Source organism: Nocardia sp. NPDC049190 (assembly GCF_040648115.1).
In the GTDB taxonomy this organism is placed as follows: Bacteria; Actinomycetota; Actinomycetes; order Mycobacteriales; family Mycobacteriaceae; genus Nocardia.
This window is the reverse complement of sequence record NZ_JBEZDE010000011.1, coordinates 144,921-164,120: the sequence shown is the minus strand read 5'-3', so window position 1 is coordinate 164,120 and position 19,200 is coordinate 144,921. Positions and strand designations below refer to the sequence as shown.

At 68.0% G+C, this 19,200-nt stretch carries 18 protein-coding genes; 4 read left to right on the top strand and 14 right to left on the bottom strand.

Translation table 11 applies throughout. From position 1 onward, the window contains the following. Positions 1-30: 30 nt before the first annotated feature. The 4 genes from AB0B25_RS12860 to AB0B25_RS12845 all read right to left on the bottom strand — a co-directional run bounded on the left by AB0B25_RS12860 (position 31) and on the right by AB0B25_RS12845 (position 4,658). Positions 31-918 carry a thioesterase family protein gene (locus AB0B25_RS12860; protein ID WP_357177681.1) on the bottom strand — a complete coding sequence of 296 codons (888 nt, stop codon included), beginning with the start codon at positions 916-918 and terminating at the stop codon, positions 31-33. 141 nt (positions 919-1,059) lie between these two features. Then, positions 1,060-1,935, bottom strand: a complete 876-nt coding sequence (locus AB0B25_RS12855; protein ID WP_357177770.1) for a sugar phosphate isomerase/epimerase — start codon at positions 1,933-1,935, stop codon at positions 1,060-1,062. A gap of 108 nt (positions 1,936-2,043) precedes the next feature. Continuing rightward, positions 2,044-3,624, bottom strand: coding sequence for a hypothetical protein (locus tag AB0B25_RS12850; RefSeq protein ID WP_357177678.1), 1,581 nt, complete (start codon positions 3,622-3,624; stop codon positions 2,044-2,046). Next, on the bottom strand, positions 3,624-4,658 hold the full coding sequence (locus AB0B25_RS12845) for a Ppx/GppA phosphatase family protein (RefSeq protein WP_357177675.1): 1,035 nt from the start codon (positions 4,656-4,658) through the stop codon (positions 3,624-3,626). Before AB0B25_RS12845 ends, AB0B25_RS12850 begins: the two co-directional genes overlap by 1 nt. Positions 4,659-4,723: 65 nt before the next feature. On the opposite strand from AB0B25_RS12845, the gene AB0B25_RS12840 reads away from it, so the two are divergent. Both AB0B25_RS12840 and AB0B25_RS12835 read left to right on the top strand, forming a co-directional pair. Then, positions 4,724-5,596 (top strand): hypothetical protein, encoded by an 873-nt coding sequence (locus AB0B25_RS12840; RefSeq protein ID WP_357177672.1) that lies wholly within the window; start codon positions 4,724-4,726, stop codon positions 5,594-5,596. 108 nt (positions 5,597-5,704) lie between these two features. Beyond that, positions 5,705-6,034: a hypothetical protein gene (locus AB0B25_RS12835; RefSeq protein ID WP_357177669.1), complete on the top strand. Its 330-nt coding sequence runs from the start codon at positions 5,705-5,707 to the stop codon at positions 6,032-6,034. Positions 6,035-6,224: 190 nt separating this feature from the next. Here the strand turns inward: AB0B25_RS12835 and AB0B25_RS12830 are convergent, their stop codons facing one another. The 8 genes from AB0B25_RS12830 to AB0B25_RS12795 form a co-directional block, all read right to left on the bottom strand. After that, entirely contained in the window at positions 6,225-6,914 is a 690-nt protein-coding gene (locus AB0B25_RS12830; protein ID WP_357069966.1) for a response regulator transcription factor, read from the bottom strand. After that, positions 6,911-8,095 (bottom strand): ATP-binding protein, encoded by a 1,185-nt coding sequence (locus tag AB0B25_RS12825; RefSeq protein WP_357177767.1) that lies wholly within the window; start codon positions 8,093-8,095, stop codon positions 6,911-6,913. Before AB0B25_RS12825 ends, AB0B25_RS12830 begins: the two co-directional genes overlap by 4 nt. A gap of 242 nt (positions 8,096-8,337) precedes the next feature. Beyond that, on the bottom strand, positions 8,338-10,395 hold the full coding sequence (locus AB0B25_RS12820) for a CocE/NonD family hydrolase (protein WP_357177666.1): 2,058 nt from the start codon (positions 10,393-10,395) through the stop codon (positions 8,338-8,340). Between the two features lie 210 nt (positions 10,396-10,605). Next, positions 10,606-11,343 carry a phosphoglyceromutase gene (locus AB0B25_RS12815; RefSeq protein WP_357177664.1) on the bottom strand — a complete coding sequence of 246 codons (738 nt, stop codon included), beginning with the start codon at positions 11,341-11,343 and terminating at the stop codon, positions 10,606-10,608. A 177-nt stretch (positions 11,344-11,520) separates the two neighbouring features. Then, positions 11,521-12,414 (bottom strand): ROK family protein, encoded by an 894-nt coding sequence (locus AB0B25_RS12810; RefSeq protein ID WP_357177661.1) that lies wholly within the window; start codon positions 12,412-12,414, stop codon positions 11,521-11,523. 159 nt (positions 12,415-12,573) lie between these two features. Next, on the bottom strand, positions 12,574-13,077 hold the full coding sequence (locus AB0B25_RS12805; protein ID WP_357177658.1) for a YbjN domain-containing protein: 504 nt from the start codon (positions 13,075-13,077) through the stop codon (positions 12,574-12,576). Beyond that, a complete protein-coding gene (gene mshA / locus AB0B25_RS12800) occupies positions 13,074-14,507 on the bottom strand; it encodes a D-inositol-3-phosphate glycosyltransferase (protein ID WP_357177655.1) in 1,434 nt (477 codons plus the stop codon). Before mshA ends, AB0B25_RS12805 begins: the two co-directional genes overlap by 4 nt. 74 nt (positions 14,508-14,581) lie before the next feature. Continuing rightward, the gene (locus AB0B25_RS12795) at positions 14,582-15,403 is read right to left on the bottom strand and encodes an alpha/beta hydrolase (protein WP_357177652.1); all 822 of its coding nucleotides are present in this window, start codon (positions 15,401-15,403) and stop codon (positions 14,582-14,584) included. Between the two features lie 71 nt (positions 15,404-15,474). Between AB0B25_RS12795 and AB0B25_RS12790 the strand changes: the two genes are divergently transcribed. Beyond that, on the top strand, positions 15,475-16,215 hold the full coding sequence (locus tag AB0B25_RS12790; protein WP_357177649.1) for an SDR family NAD(P)-dependent oxidoreductase: 741 nt from the start codon (positions 15,475-15,477) through the stop codon (positions 16,213-16,215). Positions 16,216-16,347: 132 nt separating this feature from the next. After that, on the top strand, positions 16,348-16,794 hold the full coding sequence (mscL, locus tag AB0B25_RS12785; protein WP_357177764.1) for a large conductance mechanosensitive channel protein MscL: 447 nt from the start codon (positions 16,348-16,350) through the stop codon (positions 16,792-16,794). Positions 16,795-16,796: 2 nt separating this feature from the next. On the opposite strand, the gene AB0B25_RS12780 is transcribed toward mscL, so the two are convergent. Both AB0B25_RS12780 and AB0B25_RS12775 read right to left on the bottom strand, forming a co-directional pair. Next, positions 16,797-18,035 (bottom strand): Ig-like domain-containing protein, encoded by a 1,239-nt coding sequence (locus AB0B25_RS12780; RefSeq protein ID WP_357177647.1) that lies wholly within the window; start codon positions 18,033-18,035, stop codon positions 16,797-16,799. Positions 18,036-18,103: 68 nt separating this feature from the next. Further along, the gene (locus AB0B25_RS12775) at positions 18,104-19,183 is read right to left on the bottom strand and encodes a UDP-N-acetylmuramate dehydrogenase (protein ID WP_357177762.1); all 1,080 of its coding nucleotides are present in this window, start codon (positions 19,181-19,183) and stop codon (positions 18,104-18,106) included. Positions 19,184-19,200: the final 17 nt, after the last annotated feature.

Below are 19,200 nucleotides of genomic sequence, written 5' to 3'. Positions count from 1 at the left end.
GCCTCAAGGCTAGACGGCGACTGCTTTCGGTCAGCGCTGGGGAACGAGCGCCAGCTGACGGCTCTGCGCGACAACCATGCCGGCCGAATCGAGAACCAGCTGGTCTTCGTCGAACATCCGCCCACCGACCTCGTGCGCGGTCGCGATGATACGCAACCAGCCCGGCGCCGGCCTGCGGCGCAGATAGGTGGTCATCTGCACGGTAGGGGCCCACCCGAAGTGGCCGAGGTTCATCGCCACCGGCGGGCTCATGTCGGCACTCATCATCGCGAAGAACATGGCGATGTCGGGGTCCTGCTCGTCGGCGGGACGAGGGCGCATCCACAGTCGCAGGCGTGGTTCGCCTTGTTCGCCGTCGAGGAAACGGGCCCACTCTCGGTCGAGGTAGAGTTCGGCGCCCTGCCCCACGTGGACCACACGGCCCATCACCGAGTCCGGCTCGTATCCGACGGCGTCGGCGGGAGGCTGCACGGGCATGTCGCTGTGCTGCGGCGCGTAGATCGGGTCGGCATCGGTCAGGCGACCGAAGGTGAGCGTCGTGCGGACCAGGGTGCGGCCGTCCTGGATGAGGTCGGCGTCGGCCAGGCAGATCTGGCGGCCGATCTTCCGGATGCGCACCGCGTACTCGACCTCGCCCGGGTTCGGCGCACCGAGGAAGTCGGAACTCGCGGCGATCGGAACCATGCCGACCAGGGCGGCATCGGAAGAACGCAGCCGATCGGTCGCCGCGGCGGCGCTGGCGGCGACCATCGTTCCGCCGTGCACTTTGGGGCCGACGGTCCAGATCTTCTCGATGACGCCCAGATAGCGACCGACATCCGGGGTGGTTGTGGGCAATTCGGTCAGCGCGCAGACCCGACCGAACGGTGCGTCGATCGAGGACACCGGGTCGAGATCGGTTACCAGCTCCGCCGTCATACTCACTCCTTCACCCTCGGGCGCCTCGGCGTCCGATGACGACCGCCGTCCAGCGTTCGTACAGCGTACAACGCGGTTCGGCGACCGATCACCCGGTGTGAGCAATCGCGCAGAGCCTGGTACCGGCCACGCCACGCGGAGTTATGCCCGGTTCGCGCCGGTCGGCGTGGGCGCGGAGGCCGGCGCGTGCCCATTCAAGTGTTCGCGGGCGAACGCCAGGGTGCGATGCAGCATCGCCGCCCGGTCCTGGGTGGTGCGCGCATTCTGGGTGTTGATCTCGGCGACGGCCTGGCCGGAAAAACCGCTGCGGACCAGGCTCGCACACACTTCCACACAGGGCTGAGTCCCCGCACCGGGAACCAGATGCTCATCGTGGGCGGCGCCGCGGCCGTCGGCGAGGTGCAGGTGGGCGAGGCCTTTGCCCATACGCGCGGCCAGGGCGAGCGGGTCCATGCCCGCGGTCGCCGTGTGCGACAGATCGAGCGTGTAGTGCTGGAAGCCCGTATCCGTCGGGTCGTAGGACGGGCTGAATGCGGTAAGCGCGGGCCCGGGACCGCCACGCCGCTCCAGACGCTTCACCGCGCCCTCGCGTCTGCCGAACAGCGTGTCCGCGCGCATCGGAAACATGTTCTCCACCGCGACGATCACCGAACTGGCCGCTTCCAGCTCCGCCACCTGCGCGGTGAAACCGGACGCGTAGCGACGCTGCCAGCGGAACGGAGGGTGCACCACCACGGTGCTCGCGCCGAGCGCCTCAGCGGTGCGGACACAGCGGTCGAGCTTGGCCACCGGATCCGATCCCCACACCCGCTGGGAGATCAGCAGGCACGGAGCGTGCACGGCCAGCACCGGCACCCCGTACGTGCGGGAATACGCCTGCACGGTGGCAATGCTCTGACTGGCCGGCTCGGCCCAGACCATCAATTCGATGCCGTCGTAGCCGAGTTCGGCCGCGTAGCGGAACGCCGCCTCGGCGTTCTGCGGGTACACCGAGGCAGTGGACAACCCGACCTGGATCTGCGCATCGTCGGCCTTTCCCGGCGAGACGGGTTCCGCCCGCGTTTCGGGTGCGTGCCACACCCCGCCCTCGTCCGCCTGCCCGATGTTCCCCACAGCCGCTCCCGGTCAGTTCGTGCTGAGCAGAAAGGCCAGTGGCCCCAACGTGACGAAGATCCCGACAACGACAGCGATCACCGTGCTGAGAATGTCGTCGGTCTTGCGCAGGATGCGCACCAGGGCCACCAGACCGAGGATCACGATCATCGCCAAGGCGAGCGCCACCCAGGGAAGCATCTCCCACATGCGTTCGAAACCCTTGAACAGCAACATGCCCGCCACCGCTGCGCCGGTGCTCTGGCCGCCCAGGATCATCCACTGACGCCGGTTGGCGTCGTACTCCGCCTTCGCGGACACCCGCGATCGGCGCCCGGCGACTCGCGAGGCAGCGCGGGGCTGTTCGTCGAGTTCGGGCTCGTCGTCCTCGATGTCGAGATCCAACACCGGCTCGTACACGTCGGTCGCGCCCTCATAGACCTCGACCGGAGCGCGATCCGTCTCGCGCGTGCCTCGGCCTCGTTTGCCGCGCTCGGCCCGCTCGACGCCGTCGCGCAGCAGGTCCCCCGCGACCGTCTGACCGGAAACGAGTTGCTGGTCCTGACTGGCCAGCGACCACGCGGCGGTCGGCATGCCGCCGGATTCGGGGGACATGTCCGGTGGCGGCGCATCCTTGTGTCTGCGGGCCGACCAGGCGGGCAAACTGTTTTCGCGGCGAGAGGGTCGAAATCGCTCGGACGGCTGCGGTCTCGCATCGGGCAGCGGCATCGGCTCCGACTCGGGCGCGAAACCACCGGTGGTCGGCGACCAGGCGGCGGGCGCCGCCTCCTCGGCCTCTTTGGCGCGCCGCCGAGCAGCCCGGCCGCCACTGGCGCCGTTGCGCTCGGGCAGGCTCGACCGGCCGAAACTCGGTTCACCGAACTCTTCGGGAGCGTTTCGACCCGGTTCCGGGTGCAGGTCGTCGGACCCGAAGTCCGGCACAGCGCTGCTTGCCGCGGCGCGGCCGCCCCAACCGCGGCTACCCCATTCGCGCGGCGCCTCGCGCAGCGGCGGATGCACCTCGGTGGCGTCGTCCTCCGGCTCGGCGCGTCTGCGTCTGCGTCCGGAGGGGCGCGGCACCTCGGGTTGGGGACTGCTGGAGAGCGGGTCCGAAAGGTACGGATTGGACTCGGCCGGATAGAGGTCGGATACCGGCGTGTCCGGCGAGAGCGGGTCGCCGGGCACAGTATGCCGCGCGGACGGCATCTCCCGGCCGGGCATGACCCGACTCGATCGCCCAGGCGCCGGATCGGACCGTGACGGGTCCTGCTGACCGTAGGCCGCCAGCGGGTCGTACCTCGAAATCGGCCCGGACATGGGCGAATAAGACGGCAGGTCGGGCTCGGGCTCCGGCTGTCGGTACGACACCGGATCCGGCGCGGACAGGTCGAAGGAGGGCGACTCGTACGCGGGCTCCTCAGGCGCGCCGGAGTCCGGCGCCGCGTGCGCGGAGTGGCCGCCACCTTCCCGGATGACCGGAAGGTCCCCGGTGAGTTCGGCGACCGAGATGCCCCGACCACCCCGGCGGCGCCTGCCGCCGCCGGACGAGGCCGAACCCTGGCCGTTGCGTGCCAACAGCTCAGCGACCGACAGCTGTTTGGAATCCTCACTCATTACGACACCGTCCCGATCGGGCCCGATAGCGGCGGCGCGCCACCACCGGGACTCGGCCTGCCATCCTCGGCAGCCGGGCCCGGTAGGTACGTTGCTCTTGGTCCACCATTCATATCGGTATCCAGTTTGCGCAGTATGAGCCCTTCACGCAGCGCCCACGGACAAATCTCCAGGGTATCCAGCGATAGTGCCCGCATACTCGCCTCCGCGATCAATGCACCAGCCACCAGTTGCTGTGACCGATCGGAACTCACGCCTTCCAATTCTGCCCGGTCCGACGCCGTCATCCGCGAGATGAACGCAATCAGTTGACGCAGACCTGAGCTGGTGAGTGTACGGCGCACGCGCGGTCCGGCCGCCGACGGTGCCGCTCCGGTCAGTCGCGCGAGCGAGCGGAACGTCTTCGACGTGCCGACGGCCAGGTCCGGTCGGCCCGACTCGAGCAGCTGTTTCGAGGGAACCATCAACTCCGCGTCGAGCCAGTCCCGCAGCACGGCGACGCGACGCTTGCCAGGAGGATCCTCGCGCAGCCACTCCCTGGTCAACCGCCCGGCGCCGAGTTGCAGCGACAGCGCGACATCGGGTTCCTCGTCGGCGCCATTGGTGATCTCCAACGATCCGCCGCCGATGTCCAGGTTGAGAATTCGACCCGCACTCCAGCCGTACCAGCGGCGTACCGCGAGAAAAGTCAGCCTCGCCTCGTCGACTCCGGACAGCACCTGCAGGTCGACCCCGGTCGACGCCCGCACCCCGGCGAGCACCTCATCGGAATTGGTCGCCTCCCGCAGCGCCGAGGTGGCGAAGGGCATCAACTCGACGCACTTGGAAGTCTCGGCGATGCTGGCGAATTCGGCGACGGTGGCGATCAGGCGTTGCGCACCCGCCTCGGTGATACGGCCCGCGCGATCGATGTTCTCCGCCAGGCGCAAGGTGGCTTTCGTCGAACTCATCGGCATGGGGTGAGCGCCCCGATGCGCGTCCACGACGAGCAGGTGAACGGTATTGCTTCCGACATCGAGTACCCCAAGGCGCACATGAACACGTTACTGGGTGTTGCGGCACTTTAGACCAGGCGACTGAGCTGTTAGCGTCCTCAGGTGTGACGGTAGGCGCATCCGCGAGCGGCCCCATCGGGCCCCGACCAGCGGCGAAGATCGACCCCGCTCCCGAAGTCGATCTGGATTTTCCCCGCGAATGGATCGAGTTCCTCGATCCGGCAAACGACGAGCATTTGATCGTCGCCGATATGACGTGGCTGCTGTCGCGCTGGACATGCGTCTTCGGCACACCGGCCTGTCAGGGCATCCTCTCCGATCGCCCGGACGACGGCTGTTGCTCGCACGGCGCCTTCCTCTCCGACAAGGACGATCGCAAGCGGCTGCAGCGAGGTGTGAAAATGCTCACACCGCAGGATTGGCAGCTGATGGGCGAGGCCACCGACGCCGAGGGCAACGTCACCAAGAAGGGCTATCTGGAGGTCGACGAACTGGAGGACGAACCGGCACTGCGCACCCGCCGATTCGACGGTGCGTGCATCTTCCTCAACCGTCCCGGTTTCGCGGGCGGCGTCGGCTGCGCGCTGCACACCATGGCCCTGCGGCGCGGCATCGAGCCGCTGGAGGTGAAGCCGGACGTGTGCTGGCAGTTGCCGATTCGGCGGACCCAGGAGTGGGTGGACCGGCCCGACGGCGTGCAGATCCTGCGCACCGTGATCACTGAATACGACCGCCGCGGGTGGGGCCCCGGTGGACTCGACCTGGACTGGTACTGCTCGGGTTCGCCCGACGCGCACGTCGGCAGCAAGCCGGTCTGGCGGTCCTACCGACCGGAGCTGATCGAGTTGCTCGGCGCAGCCGCCTACGACGAGCTGGCCAGGCACTGCGCCCGCCGCGAGGGCCTCGGCCTGATCGCCGTCCACCCGGCGACGGTGCACGCCGACCGGATGCACGACTCCGCCGACCGGCCCGCCTGATTGTTTGCCACCCATGCGCTCAATGGGTGGGTCAGTGCTGTGCGCACGCACACTCGGTTCACCCGGTCGCCATGCGAGCTTCACTCAGATGGGGTTTGATGTGCGGTTATGTCGAAGAAAGTTCTCACCATGGCGACCATCGCGATCGGCGCCACCCTCTCGTTGACCGGAGTAGCCCACGCGGAGCCGAACGGCGATCCCGCCAAGTTTGCCGACTTCACCACGCAGTTCGTCGCCGCCACCGACCCCGGGGCGATGAACGCCAAGTCCGAAGGCAAGCTCCTGATCGCGAGCCCGTACGGCACCTCCCACACGATCGCCTGCCGGGGGACCAACGCCGCCGATCTCTACGACTGCATGCAGGAAGACGATCTCGGCTGGATCACCTTGCAGAAGAACGAGACCCCCCTCGGCACCGCCTGGATCTACTTCCCCTGACGGTTCCGCCTCCCCGGGCCTTCAGGCCGCACCAGCGCGGGAAGTGCGTGATCTGCGTTCAGGGCCTGCGTCGAGTGCCGCTGATGTTCTGGGCGTACCCGGTGAGTTACCCATGTGCTCACGAAATCAGTTGTCGCGTTTCGTGAGCACATGTGGTGCTCGCTGTCAGGTATCTGTCGGGCGGCGGTGCTCATGCTTCGAGTTTGTAGCCGAGGCCGCGGACAGTGACCAGGTGCTCCGGCTTGGCGGGGTCGGCTTCGATCTTCGAGCGCAGCCGCTTGACGTGCACGTCGAGCGTCTTGGTGTCACCGACATAGTCGGCGCCCCAGACGCGATCGATCAACTGGCCACGGGTGAGCACCCGGCCCGAGTTACGCAGCAGATATTCGAGCAGGTCGAACTCCTTGAGCGGCAGCGTGACCGGTTTGCCGTTCACCAGGACGGTGTGTCGGTCGACATCCATCCGGACCGGACCGGCCTCCAACACTCCGCTCTCGTTGGAACCATCGAGCTCATCGCCCGCACCGCGGCGGAGCACGGCGCGGATGCGCGCGATGAGTTCGCGCGCGGAATACGGCTTGGTGACGTAGTCGTCCGCACCGAGTTCCAGGCCGACGACTTTGTCGATCTCACTGTCGCGCGCGGTCACCATGATCACCGGCACGCCACTGCGGGTGCGCAGTTGCTTGCACACATCGGTGCCGCTCATGCCCGGCAGCATGAGGTCGAGTAACACGATGTCCGCGCCGGACCGGTCGAACTCGGCGAGCGCGGACGGCCCGTCGCCCACCACGGTGACCTCGAAGCCCTCCTTACGCAGCAGGAACGCGAGCGGATCGGCCAGCGACTCTTCATCCTCGACGATCAATACACTCGTCATCTGCGTACCTCCACACCATTCGGTCGGCCCGGACCCGAGGGATGCGGGCTGGTCTCTTTCGTGCTCACCACCGAGCCGTCGGGATCTTCGTCCCCGTCTGCTTCGTGGTGAGCGGGTATCCGCAGCGTGAACGTCGATCCGGTGCCCAGCTTGCTCCACAAAGTGATCTCACCATTGTGGTTCGCGGCCACATGCTTGACGATGGCCAGGCCGAGCCCGGTGCCGCCGGTGGCGCGTGAGCGCGCCTTGTCCGAGCGGAAGAATCGTTCGAACACCCGCTCCTGGTCTTCCTTGGCGATACCGATGCCGCGGTCGGTGACCGCCATCGCGACGTGTTCGCCACGCAGCGAGCGGCTGACCGACACGTGCGAGCCGGCCATCGAGTAGGCGATCGCATTCTCCACCAGATTGGACAATGCGGTGACCAGCAAGGTCTCGTCACCCAGCACCTCGAGTCCACTCGGGCGGTCGGTGCTGACGGTGATACCCGCCGCTTCGGCGGCGGTACGCGAGCGGTCGACCGCATGCATCACCACGGTGTCGACATCGACCACTTCCAACTCGGGCAGCTTCTCCGCGCCCTGCAGGCGCGAGAGCGCGATGAGCTCGGTCACCATCTTGCCGAGGCGACGCGATTCGCCGAGCACGCGCCGGCCGAAGTGGCGCACGGCCTCCGGGTCGTCGGCAGATTCGAGCAGTGCCTCGGCGAGCAGGCTCATCGCCCCGACCGGGGTCTTGAGTTCGTGGCTGACGTTGGCCACGAAGTCGCGGCGGGTGGCCTCCATCCGGGCCTGTTCGGAATCGTCGTCGGCGAACAGCACCGTGAAGGTCGTTTCCTCGCGCGACAGCTGCCTGGCCACGCCACGCACGGCGATACGGCCGCGACCGGGCACCGGGTTCTTCGCAGTGAGGTCGAACTCGGTGGAATCGCCGGTGGCGAGAACTTTCTCCACCGCGGCCCACGCGCGCTCATCGAGCAAGCGGTTGCGGACCAGGCCTAGTTCCTCGGCACGCGGGTTCACCAACACGACATCGCGGTACTCGTCGACGACGGCGATGCCGCTTTCGGAGGCGAGCACGATCAAGTCGAGGACCTGCGACATCGTGAGCCCGGAATCGGCCTGCCTGCGCGCGGCCTGCCTGGCGTTCACATACGGGATCAGCAGCCCGCCGACCGCCAGACCGACGACAGCCGCGAGGACTGCCAGCAAGACGGCCTGGGGAACACTCACTCTTGAATCGTACGGTCGCCGACCGCACAGCCGACTCCGGGTGCACGATATTTCGCGCAGGTCATAGCCCCTTCCAGCCCCGTTAGCCGCCTGTTTACGCCCCGTTGGGCGGCGCTTTTCCTCAGCGTCCGTACCGAGCGGTCGGTCTCCGCCACATTCGCGCGCGGGTCGATCACCGCGCCGGGCGCTGATCACCAGCCGGGGTCGCCCCGCACCGGAACATTCACGAAACTCGGTCGGTCCGGGTCCAGTTGCACATGCTGGGGACGCAGGCCGGTGTCGATCAACATCGGCAGAATCGGCAGGCCTTTGGGAAAGTTGCCCGCGTACACGTCGACTCGCAGACGGTGGCCCGGCTGCAGGATCGCCTCGGTGGCGGGCAGCGCGATGTCCAGCGTGGTGGCCTCGCCAGGGACCGTCGGCTGGCGGCGGTCCAACGACGTGAACGGGCGCGGGTCGGTGTAGTCGCCGTCGGCGGACTTGCTGCTGTTCGCGTCATCGATCGCCCGCAGCGAGGCCATGAGCTGCCCGGACGACAGCACACCGGAGCGACCGTCCGGGGCGACGTCGTTCACCGTGACCACCCAGTAGCCGTCGGCCGCGTCCTGCACGGTATTGAGCCGCACGGCGATCCGACCGGAGAGGGTGGTCGGCTCCGCGACCGGGGCGCTGGTGAAGGTCAGTCCGTCGAGTTCCTGGATCCGGGAGTCCTTCGCGCAGCCGTCGATGACCGACAGTACGCCCGCGCTGCCCTGTGCCGCGTCGTTGGAGCACAGGCCGGTCAGACCGGGGGCGACGGTCAGCCGTTCGGTGTCGTCATTGGCGTCGGCGGTGAGCGAACCGTCATGCCGACTGTTCGCGGTGCCGCTCGCGGTGGCGGACAGGTACATCCTGCGGTGCACCGCCTCCCGCGGCCCCGCCTCGTCGGTGGGTGCGGCGAACGAGTCGGTGGTGATCCAGCCGCCGCCCTGCTGGCGCAGCGTGATCGGGCCGTACCGATCGATCCCGTTGTCGATGCCCTTGAGCCACTTGTCGAACCACGCGCGCTGCAACACGTCCAGCCGCGGCGGCAGCCCCGGCTTGCCGTACTCGTTGCCCGAGTTGACATGGTAGGTGTTGCCCATCAGCAGTTGTTTCCGGCCCGGGGGCAGCGGAATCTCCTGGTATATCTTGGATTCCGAGTAGGTGAACAGATCGTGCCAGCCGCCGGTGACGAAGGTCGGAGTCCGGATTTGCCCCGGATCACCCAGCCAACCCTGACGCGGTGCGGAACCAGCCGTCAACAGTTCTTTGGCGCGCGGATCCAGATCCTCGATGCGCGCGGTGGTATAGACGTTGAGCAGAACGTCCATGAACGTCAAGGGATCTCGGGCTCGGTCGGCCAACCACGTGGTGTCTAACCGGCCGTCGACCACCGAGGCCAGATCGGGAATCAGTTTGAGGCCGTTGACCGCGGTCAGCCACAGCGGGATGAAGGTGAATCCGAAGCCACCACCGGGTGCGAGCACGTCATTGACCAGGTCGCTGCCCGGCACGACCGGAAAGATGGCTTGCAGTGCGGGCGGGCGCTTCTCGGCGGCTTGCACCTGATTGATCCCGGAGTAGGAGATACCGTTCATGCCGATGCGGCCGTTGGACCACGGCTGCCGCGAAGCCCAGTCGATCACCTCGACGGTGTCGCGCTGCTCGCGCTGCCGAAGCATGTCCCAGACCCCCTGGGAGAAACCGGTGCCACGCACGTCGACGACCAGCTGGGAGTAGCCGCTCCTGATCAACTGGCGGTCGACGGTGAAGTTGCGCAGTTCACCGCCACCGAACGCCTTGGTCAGGTCGGTGACCCCGGACAGCGGGGTGCCGCTCATATCGATCTGGCGCAGCAGCTCGATCAAAGCGTCCGACAGGCCGGGGATCGACTGCGCGTGATCGGCCAGGTTCGACACCAGCTTGGTGTAGGGCGTCAGGTTGACGACCGTCGGTGTCGGGTCGTCGATCGGGCGACCGGAGGCGTCCGCGGGGCGATAGACATTGCCCTTCAGGACGGTGCCGTCACTCATCGTGATCGGGACATCCCAGGTGATGTGGATGTTGGGATACCGCTGGGCGCTGTCTTGGGTAGCCGCCCAGGCCGCGCCCGCGATCCCACCGTCGGGACCGATCGACGTCGGCGCGGCCACGGCCGCGCCGGCCAGGAAGGGGACGAGCACCGCGACGGCGACCGCCGTAGCCGTGGCCCGCAACGCGTGCTTCATCGAACGTGATCCACCTCTCGGCTGGGCGAACGACGGAAGTGAACCGTAGATGCCGCCGCCGGCGACTGGCCATCACCTGGCCCGGCGTGTCGCACAACGCGGACGCGATCGCGGACACCACGCTGCTCCCGGTGCCGCGCGAGGCTTACCGCGGAAACGACAACGCGCTGCGACCGAGTCGGTCGCAGCGCGTGGATGTGCGGTCCGGGGTTACTTGCCGCCCTGGCTCGCCACGGCGGCGGCGCCCGCGGCGGCCGCTTCCGGGTCCAGGTACTCGCGTGGACGGACCGGGCGCAGGTCCTCGTCCAGTTCGTAGCGCAGCGGGATGCCGGTGGGGATGTTCAAGCCGGCGATCTCGTCGTCGGAGATCTGGTCGAGGTGCTTGACCAGCGCGCGCAACGAGTTGCCGTGCGCGGCGACCAGGACGGTCTTGCCGGAAAGCAGGTTCTTGGAGATGGTCGACTCCCAGTACGGGACCATCCGATTCACCACGTCGAGCAGGCACTCGGTCTTCGGGACGTCGATGCCCGTGTACCGCGGGTCGCCCTCCTGGCTGTACTCGTTGGCCGGGTCGATCGCCGGCGGCGGGGTGTCGTAGCTGCGGCGCCACTGCATGAACAGCTCGTCGCCGTACTTGTCCCGAATCTGCGCCTTGTTCTTGCCCTGCAACTCGCCATAGTGACGCTCGTTGAGCCGCCAGTCGCGCACTACCGGAATCCAGTGCCGGTCGGCGGCGTCCAGCGCGATATTCGCGGTGCTGATCGCGCGGCGCAGCAGCGAGGTGTAGACGATGTCCGGCAGGATGCCGTGCTCTGCCAGCAACTCCCCGGCACGCTTGCCCTCGGCCATACCCTTGTCCGTCAGGTGGACATCCACCCAGCCGGTGAACAGGTTCAGGGCATTCCATTCGCTCTCGCCGTGGCGTAGCAGCACGAGGGTGTACGTCATGCCGTCATCCTCGCATGTGCCTTCGACCCGGTCGCATCGGTTCCCTGGGCACGACGACAGCTCCGGCCGATCGCGCACCCGCGGTAACCCGGGCGACCAGGGGTTCCTACTCGGCGCGCAGAGCCATCGCTGTGTTCGTCACACATCGATCGGAGCGGGTCGCGTCCACGGCAGGATTCAGTCCGCTACGGCCGTCGTGGCGAGCACGCCCGCGCCGACGAGCGTGGCGCCGTGCGTGACCCGGGACGGCACCACCCGCAGCTGCGCCAGATAGCCCAGGCGGGCGTGCTCGGCGAGCGCCGCGCGCAGGGGACGCCACAGTGGTTCACCGGATTGCGCGAAACCGCCACCGATCACCACCCGGTCGATGTCGAGCAACGCGGCAGCAGACGCGATCGCCGCGCCGAGCGCGGTGCCCGCCCGATGCAGGGCCGCGACAGCTGTCTCGTCACCCGCGTGCGCGGCCTCCGACAGCTGCACGCCGGTGCTGCCCGACCAGCCCTGTTCACGCGCCCAGCGCACCGAGGACATGCCGCTGGCGACCGCCTCGACACACCCGAATCCGCCGCAAGCACAAGGCGTGTCCCAGCCCGGCACCACGATGTGCCCGACATGCCCGGCATTGCCGGTCCGCCCCAGCAGCACTTCACCGTTGGCGATGATCCCGCCGCCGATTCCCGATGACACCGTCATGGCCAGGGCATCGGACACCCCTCGCAGCGCGCCGACGCGATGCTCGGCCAGCGCGAGGCAGGCGCCGTCGATCGCGAAACGGAGCGCGGCGGCGGAAAACAGCTCCCGCACCGCGGGGACGATCGGGAATCCCGCTTTCCATTCGGGGATGTTCAATGGCCGGACGACGCCGGTCCGCACGTCCACCGGCCCGGCCGAGCCGATGCCGACGGCGACGACCGGCGCCGAGCCAGCTACCTCGAGCAACAGCGCGCGGAGAGCGCCCCACACGTCCTCGCGGGGCACCTCGACCTGCCTTACGTCACGCACCTCATGGCCGGCATGCACCACACCGGCCATGAATTTCGTCGCGCCGATGTCCAGAGCGAGAACCGTCATGCCGCACCACCTCGGGGATCCAAGCCACTGGCGACTGCCACCGGCGACAGTTTCCGACGCGCCGGTTCCGCCCCTGACTGTGCACTGCGTTCTCGGTTCATTCGCCGACACCCACCCACGACCGCGCAGTATTCTCTCGGTCCACTCGCCGACATTCGCTCACGGCTTGTCGGCGGAGTCCACCAGATGTTCGAAAGCGCGCAGGTTGTTCAGCGGTTCGCCGCGCGAGACACGCCACTTCCATTCCTTACGAATGGATTCCGCGAAGCCGAGTTCCAGGAGAACGTTGAAGTCGGCGTCGGCCGCCTCGAGGATCTGACCGAACACCCGGTCGAGCTCGTCGGCGGTGACGGTGTGCGTGGCCAAGCGGCCGACGAGGTAGATGTCACCGACCCGATCCAAGGTGTAGGCGACGGCGTACAGCCTGCGGTTGCGGCGCAGCAGGAATTTGTAGACGGCCTCGAAATTCTCGTCCGGCTTGCGGCAGACGAACGACTCGACGCGCACACCATGCTTGCCGACGGTCACAAGCACCGTGGTCTCGAGCTTGCGCTCGCCGGGCAGAATGACGACAAAAGTCTCAGCACTCGGCCGGGTGTACTCGATTTCCCGTTCGCACAACATCTCATCGATGAGCTGCGCCGTTTCCTGTACCTCGGTCACCGACGTACTCCCGTCCTGCGCCGCCACAGCACCCGCGATCTGGCCTGGCTGCTCTCACCGAGGAGCGCCGCCATCCGTTCCCCGGTGAGGCTAGCGCGGTCTTCGGGCGCGTCGTCGTGTAACACGCTGTGTGCGAGACCGCCGCCGCCGAGCACCCCGCGACCGTCGTGGAACCCGGACAGTGCCGCGGAGTAGCTGGCGAGCAGGCCGTCGGCCGTGTGCGCCCAGGAGAAGTTCGCGGCGTGTTCGACTGCGCGCGCGCCCATCCGGTGCAGCCGGTCGGGGTCGTCGAGGAGGTAGCGCAGGGCATTCGCCCAGTCCTGCGCACGATGTCCGGGAACGAGCAGACCGGATTCCTCGTGCCGCACGGCAGTGCCGAGCCCCCCGACGTCGGCGGCGAGCACCGGAGTGCCGCTGGCCTGCGCCTCGATCGCGACCAAGCCGAAGGATTCGTTGTAGCTCGGCACCGCGACCAGATCGGCGGCCCGGTAGACCAGCACGAGCCGGTCCGGCGGCTGCGGCGGCAGGAAGGTGACTCGCTCGGCGATGCCCAGTTCGGCGGCCAACTCGATCAGTGCGTCGGGACGCTCGAGCCCGCTGCCGGACGGCCCCCCGACGATCAGTACGCGCAGCGGACGTTCCGGATCAGCGCGCAGCACCTCGGCGGCAGCGCGCACCAGCACATCGGGCGCCTTCAGCGGCTGGATGCGCCCGACGAACGCGACGATCTGCTCCTCGGCGGACAAACCCAGCTCCGCACGCGCGGCAGCCTTGTCACCGGGGCGATAGCGAGTCAGGTCGGCGCCGGGCGGCACCACATCGATGCGGTCGGCGGGGGCGCTGTAGAGCTCGACCAGCTGACGAGCTTCTTCGGCGGTGTTGGCGACCAGCCGGTCGGACTCGGCGATGACTTGTTTCTCGCCGATCTCGCGGGTCGCGGGTTCCGGACAATCGCCCTCGGCGAGCGCGGCGTTCTTCACCGCCGCCAGCGTGTGCGCGGTGTGTACCAGCGGCACCCGCCAGCGGTCTCTGGCCAGCCACCCGACCTGGCCGGACAGCCAGTAGTGCGAGTGCACCAAGTCGTAGTAGCCCGGTAGGTGCCTGGCCTCCTGGCGCAGTACCTCCGCGGTGAACGGGCACAGCTGCGTGGGCAGATCGTGTTTGTCCAGCCCCTCGAACGGACCGGCGACCACGTTGCGCACCAGCACTCCCGGCGCCGCCTCCTCGACCGGCGGGACGTTGGAGGTGGTGGCCCGGGTGAAGATCTCGACCTCGGTACCGCGCCGGGCCAGCTGAACGGCGGTTTGCAGCACATAGACGTTCATCCCGCCCGCGTCGCCGGTTCCCGGCTGAGCAAGTGGTGAGGTGTGCACCGATAACACGGCGATACGGTTCGGCCGTCGGTCCAGGCGCTGACTCACACTATCCATAGTGCACGGTGGATTGCCGGACCAAGACGCACTGCGGTACTCGAGTGAGCGCTATCACAGGGCTTGGACGCCGATCACAAGTTCGCGGCGAACGCGCTCACTTCGGCGACGAACCGAGACCGATCCTCGAGGAATAGTCCGTGCTGCGCGCCGTCCCAAAACGACGCGCGCGCATTCGGCACCGTGTCGGTGATATATCGACCGTTCTCGATCGGGATGACCGGGTCGGCGGTGCCGTGCAGAACCAGCACCGGAATATCCAGGGTGCGAAGCGTTTCGGTGTTGTCCACGGTCCGATAGAACAGCGCCTTGCGCACCGCGGGCGGGGTCGCCAGGCTGGCGCCGAGCAATCGTTGGGCGTCGACACCCTTATCCGCGCCCGGCCCCGTGTTCGCGTTGCCGAACACGCCGAACGCGCGCACGGCGCGGCCCGCCCGCTCCTCGAAGACGCCGGGAATCGCCTCCTGCATCGCGCTTCCGGTGGCCGCGCCGGGTATTCCGCGGCCGATATTCGCTGTCGAACCCGCATACACGACACCCGCCACCGCCCCGGTGCCGTAGGCGGTCAGGTAGTCCGACAGCACGATCCCGCCGTAAGACCAGCCGAGCAGCACCGCACCCGACACAATGCCCTCGGCCGCGAGCACAGCCGCCAGGTCGGCGGCCCAGTTCTTCGGGTCGTCGTAGCCCGTCGCGGGCACGTCCGAGTAGCCGTGTCCGCGCAGATCGACGGCGATCACTCGGAAACCCACGGCCAGATCGTCGGCGGCGGCTCCCCAGCAACGCAGGTTCGCCGACCACCCGTGCAACAACACCAGCGGGCGGGCGTCGGCCGGGCCGCTCACCCGGTAGACGATGGTCGTCCCGTCCGCACTGACCGCGTCCCGCATTGCCATGACAGTCAGGCTAGCGGCGATCGCGACCACAGCGCCGGGACCGGCAAACACCCTGCACCTAGGATCGGGTCATGAGTACTCGCACTGCCGTCGTCACCGGAGCCAGCTCGGGCATCGGGGCGGCTACCGCTCGGAAGCTGGCCGAACAGGGCTATCACGTCTACCTCGGCGCACGCCGGCTCGACCGCTTGCGGCGGCTGGCCGACGACATCGGCGGCACCGCAGTGGAACTCGACGTCACCTCGGACGAGTCGGTGCGGGCGTTCAGTGAGGTGGTCGAGCGGGCCGACGTGCTGGTCAACAACGCGGGCGGCGCCAAAGGTCTGGCCACGGTCGCCGAGGCCGATCTGGACGACTGGCGCTGGATGTGGGAGACCAATGTGCTCGGCACGCTGCGCGTGACGAAGGCCCTGCTGCCCACACTGATCGCCTCGGGCGACGGACTGATCATCACCGTGACGTCGGTGGCCGCGTTCACCGCCTACGACAACGGCGCCGGCTACACCTCCGCGAAGCACGCCCAGGCCGTATTACACCGCACCCTGCGCGGCGAGCTGCTCGGCAAGCCGGTGCGTCTCACCGAAATCGCCCCCGGCGCAGTGGAGACCGAGTTCTCGCTGGTCCGCTTCGATGGCGACGCCGAGCGCGCGGCGAAGGTGTACGAGGGCATCGACCCGCTGGTCGCCCAGGACATCGCCGAGGTCATCGGCTTCGTCGCATCCCGGCCCGCGCACGTCAACCTGGACCAGATCATCATCAAGCCGCGCGATCAGGCGGACGCGGGTCGATTCGCTCGTCGCACCCAACCCTGAGTGCTGACGACAGCGAATCGTTCTGCCGCCATCGGGCGATGCACTGCCGGTCGCGGACACATCACGATCGGCCACAGCCGTTAGCATCCTGACGTGCCAATCGAAGTACGTCGGATGGGAGTTGGTCGGCTCATGCTCAAGGGGTTCAAAGAGTTCTTGATGCGCGGGAACGTCATCGATCTCGCGGTCGCCGTGGTGATGGGCACCGCGTTCACCGCGGTGGTCACCGCGGTCACGAAAGGAATCGTCAACCCCCTGCTCGCCGTCTTCGGCAGCACCAACGAGCTGGGCCTCGGAGTCCAACTGATTCCGAGCAAACCTGCCACTTTCGTCGCCATCGGCCCGATCATCACAGCGCTGGTCGACTTCGTCATGGTCGCCGCCGTCTTGTATTTCGTCTTGATCTTGCCGATGAAGACGATCACGAACCGCTTCGGCACCACCAAGGCGGCCGAGCCGACCGAAACCGAACTGTTGATCGAGATCCGTGACCTGCTCGCCGAGCGGCACGACGCGATCCGCGCCGAGCGCGCGGCCGACCGCTGGATCGAACAAGCGCAGAACGCGGACGCCCGCTAGCGTCAGCGACCGCCCGCCGGCTGCGGCGGCACCGGGGTCGCCGACACAACGGCCGACGGCGTGCCGCGCAAGGCTGTCATGCTCGCCCAGGTGTTCCAGTCGATAGTCCAGTCGTAGAGGTCGCCATCGGCGGCCGAGAGCGGAATCGACGTACCCGTCACTTCGACCGGGTCGCCGTAGAGCGCCGTCGGGAAGTATGTCTGCGCGTCACCGGGCGACAGATTGATGCAGCCGTTGGTGACATTCGCCGACCCCTGGGCCGACAGCGATTCCGGGTTGGCGTGGATGAATTCACCGTTGTTCGAGATGCGTACGGCCCATCGTTCACGAACGTTGGTGTAGAACGGCGGATTCGACATCATGAAGTCTTGATATTTCTCGGTGACCACGTGGACGCCGGACCTGGTGACATTGCGGGGCTCGTTCCCCTCGCCATAACTGACCGCGAAATCGAACATCGGCTGTCCGTCGCGAACCACCCGCATGCGGTGGCTCGGGGCGTCCGCCTGCACGATCTGGCTGCGGCCGATACGGAACTCCGAGGTCAGATCCGAGTAGCCGTAATTGCCCGCGCCCAGATCGAGCCCGTAGAGTTGCGCCGAGACATGTACCGCGGTGCCCGGCGCCCAGTAGTTCCTCGGCCGCCAGTGCAGCCGCGAACCATTGTCGTCGGGGAACCAGGCCCACGCGCCCTCGGTGGGCGGGTCGGTGGTGATCGTGACGGCTTTCTCCACCGCGGCCTTGTTCCGCACCGAGGTCTTGAACTGCAGGATGATCGGCGCCGCGATGCCGACCTCCTGGTTGTCGGCGATGTTGAGGGTCGCGGGAACCGTGTTCTTCGGCGCGAGCGTGTGGAACGACCCGTCGATCGGGATGGGCTTGCCGTCGGTGCCGACGGCGGTGCCCGACCAGGTGTAGGTGGCGTCGTAGCCGAGCGGCTCGGTGATCGTGTAACTGCGCTTGTCCGGCGCGAGCGCGCCGCTGACCTGTTTGCCCGCGGCATTGGTCAGCGCGATCTGGTCGATCGTGCCGGCACTGATCGTCACCGAGACCGGTGCGGTCGGGTTGACGTTCTCGGCGTTGTCGGCGGGCGCCAACGTCGCCTCGGCGACCGGACCCGCACTGCGCGCCGACGCACCGGAGCCGCGGTCGATCGTGCATCCGGCTACCAGCGCGGCGACGGCGAGCAGCGCGGTCGCCACCGCGGCAACCGGTCTGCGAATCAGTGGACGGTTGCTCACTTATTCGAATCTACGCGTGGCGTCGGGCCGGATCGGCTACTGACGCATGTGGCGTAGGTTTCATCCGGCTACAGCGTGATGCCCACGGTGACCGGTTCCGGCTCCAGCCGGATCCCGAATCGCGCGGCGACCCCGTCGCGCACCGTCCTGGCCAGGGCCACCAGGTCCGCGGCGCTGGCGCCGCCGCGGTTGGTCAGCGCCAAGGTGTGTTTCGTCGACAGCCTGGCGGCAGCCTCGGCGCCGGGATAGCCCTTGCCGAAACCGGCTCGCTCGATCAGCCAACCCGCCGAGAACTTGACCCCGTCCGGAGCCGGGTAGGTCGGCACCGGCACATCACCCACATGCGCGACGATCGCGGCCCGCACCTGTGCCACCCGGTCCGCGGCGACCACCGGGTTGGTGAAGAACGAGCCCGCGCTCCAGGTGTCGTGGTCGGCGGGGTCGAGCACCATGCCCTTGCCCGCGCGCAGCCGCAGTACCGCCTCCCGCACCCGCGCCGCGGGCACGGACTCCCCCTCGGCGACGCCGAGCGCGCCCGCGAGTTCGCCATAGCGCAGCGGCACGCTCGATCCGTCTGTGCGCAGCGCGAATTCGACCTCGAGCAGCACGGCGTCGTCGCGGTGTTTCAGCACGCTGGTGCGATAGCCGAAACCGAGTTCCTCCGGCTCCACCCACCGGATCTCGCCGCTGGCCCGATCCAGCAGGCGCGCTCGCCGCAGCAGCTGCGCGACCTCGGCTCCGTAGGCTCCGACGTTCTGCACCGGCGTCGCACCCGCCGAACCGGGAATACCGGACAGACACTCCAGTCCGCCGAGCCCGGCGGCGACCGTCGCACGCACGACATCGTCCCAGTTCGCGCCGGCTTCGGCGACCACCCCGCCCGCGCCGACCTCGACTCCCGTAGTGGCGATCCGGACCACGACGCCGTCGAATCCGTCGTCGCCGATCAGCAGATTGGAACCGCCCGCGAGCAACAGCACCGGGACGCCCGCCGCGTCCAGTGCGCGTACTGTCGCGACCAGCGCTTCGGTCGTCGCGCAGTCGGCGACCGTCGCGGGCCCGCCCACTCGCAACGTGGTCAGCTCCGCGAGCCGTACCGAGGAGCGCAGCCGCGCACCGGTATCGGCGAGGAGATCAGACGGCACCACCCGTGAAGTTCGCACAG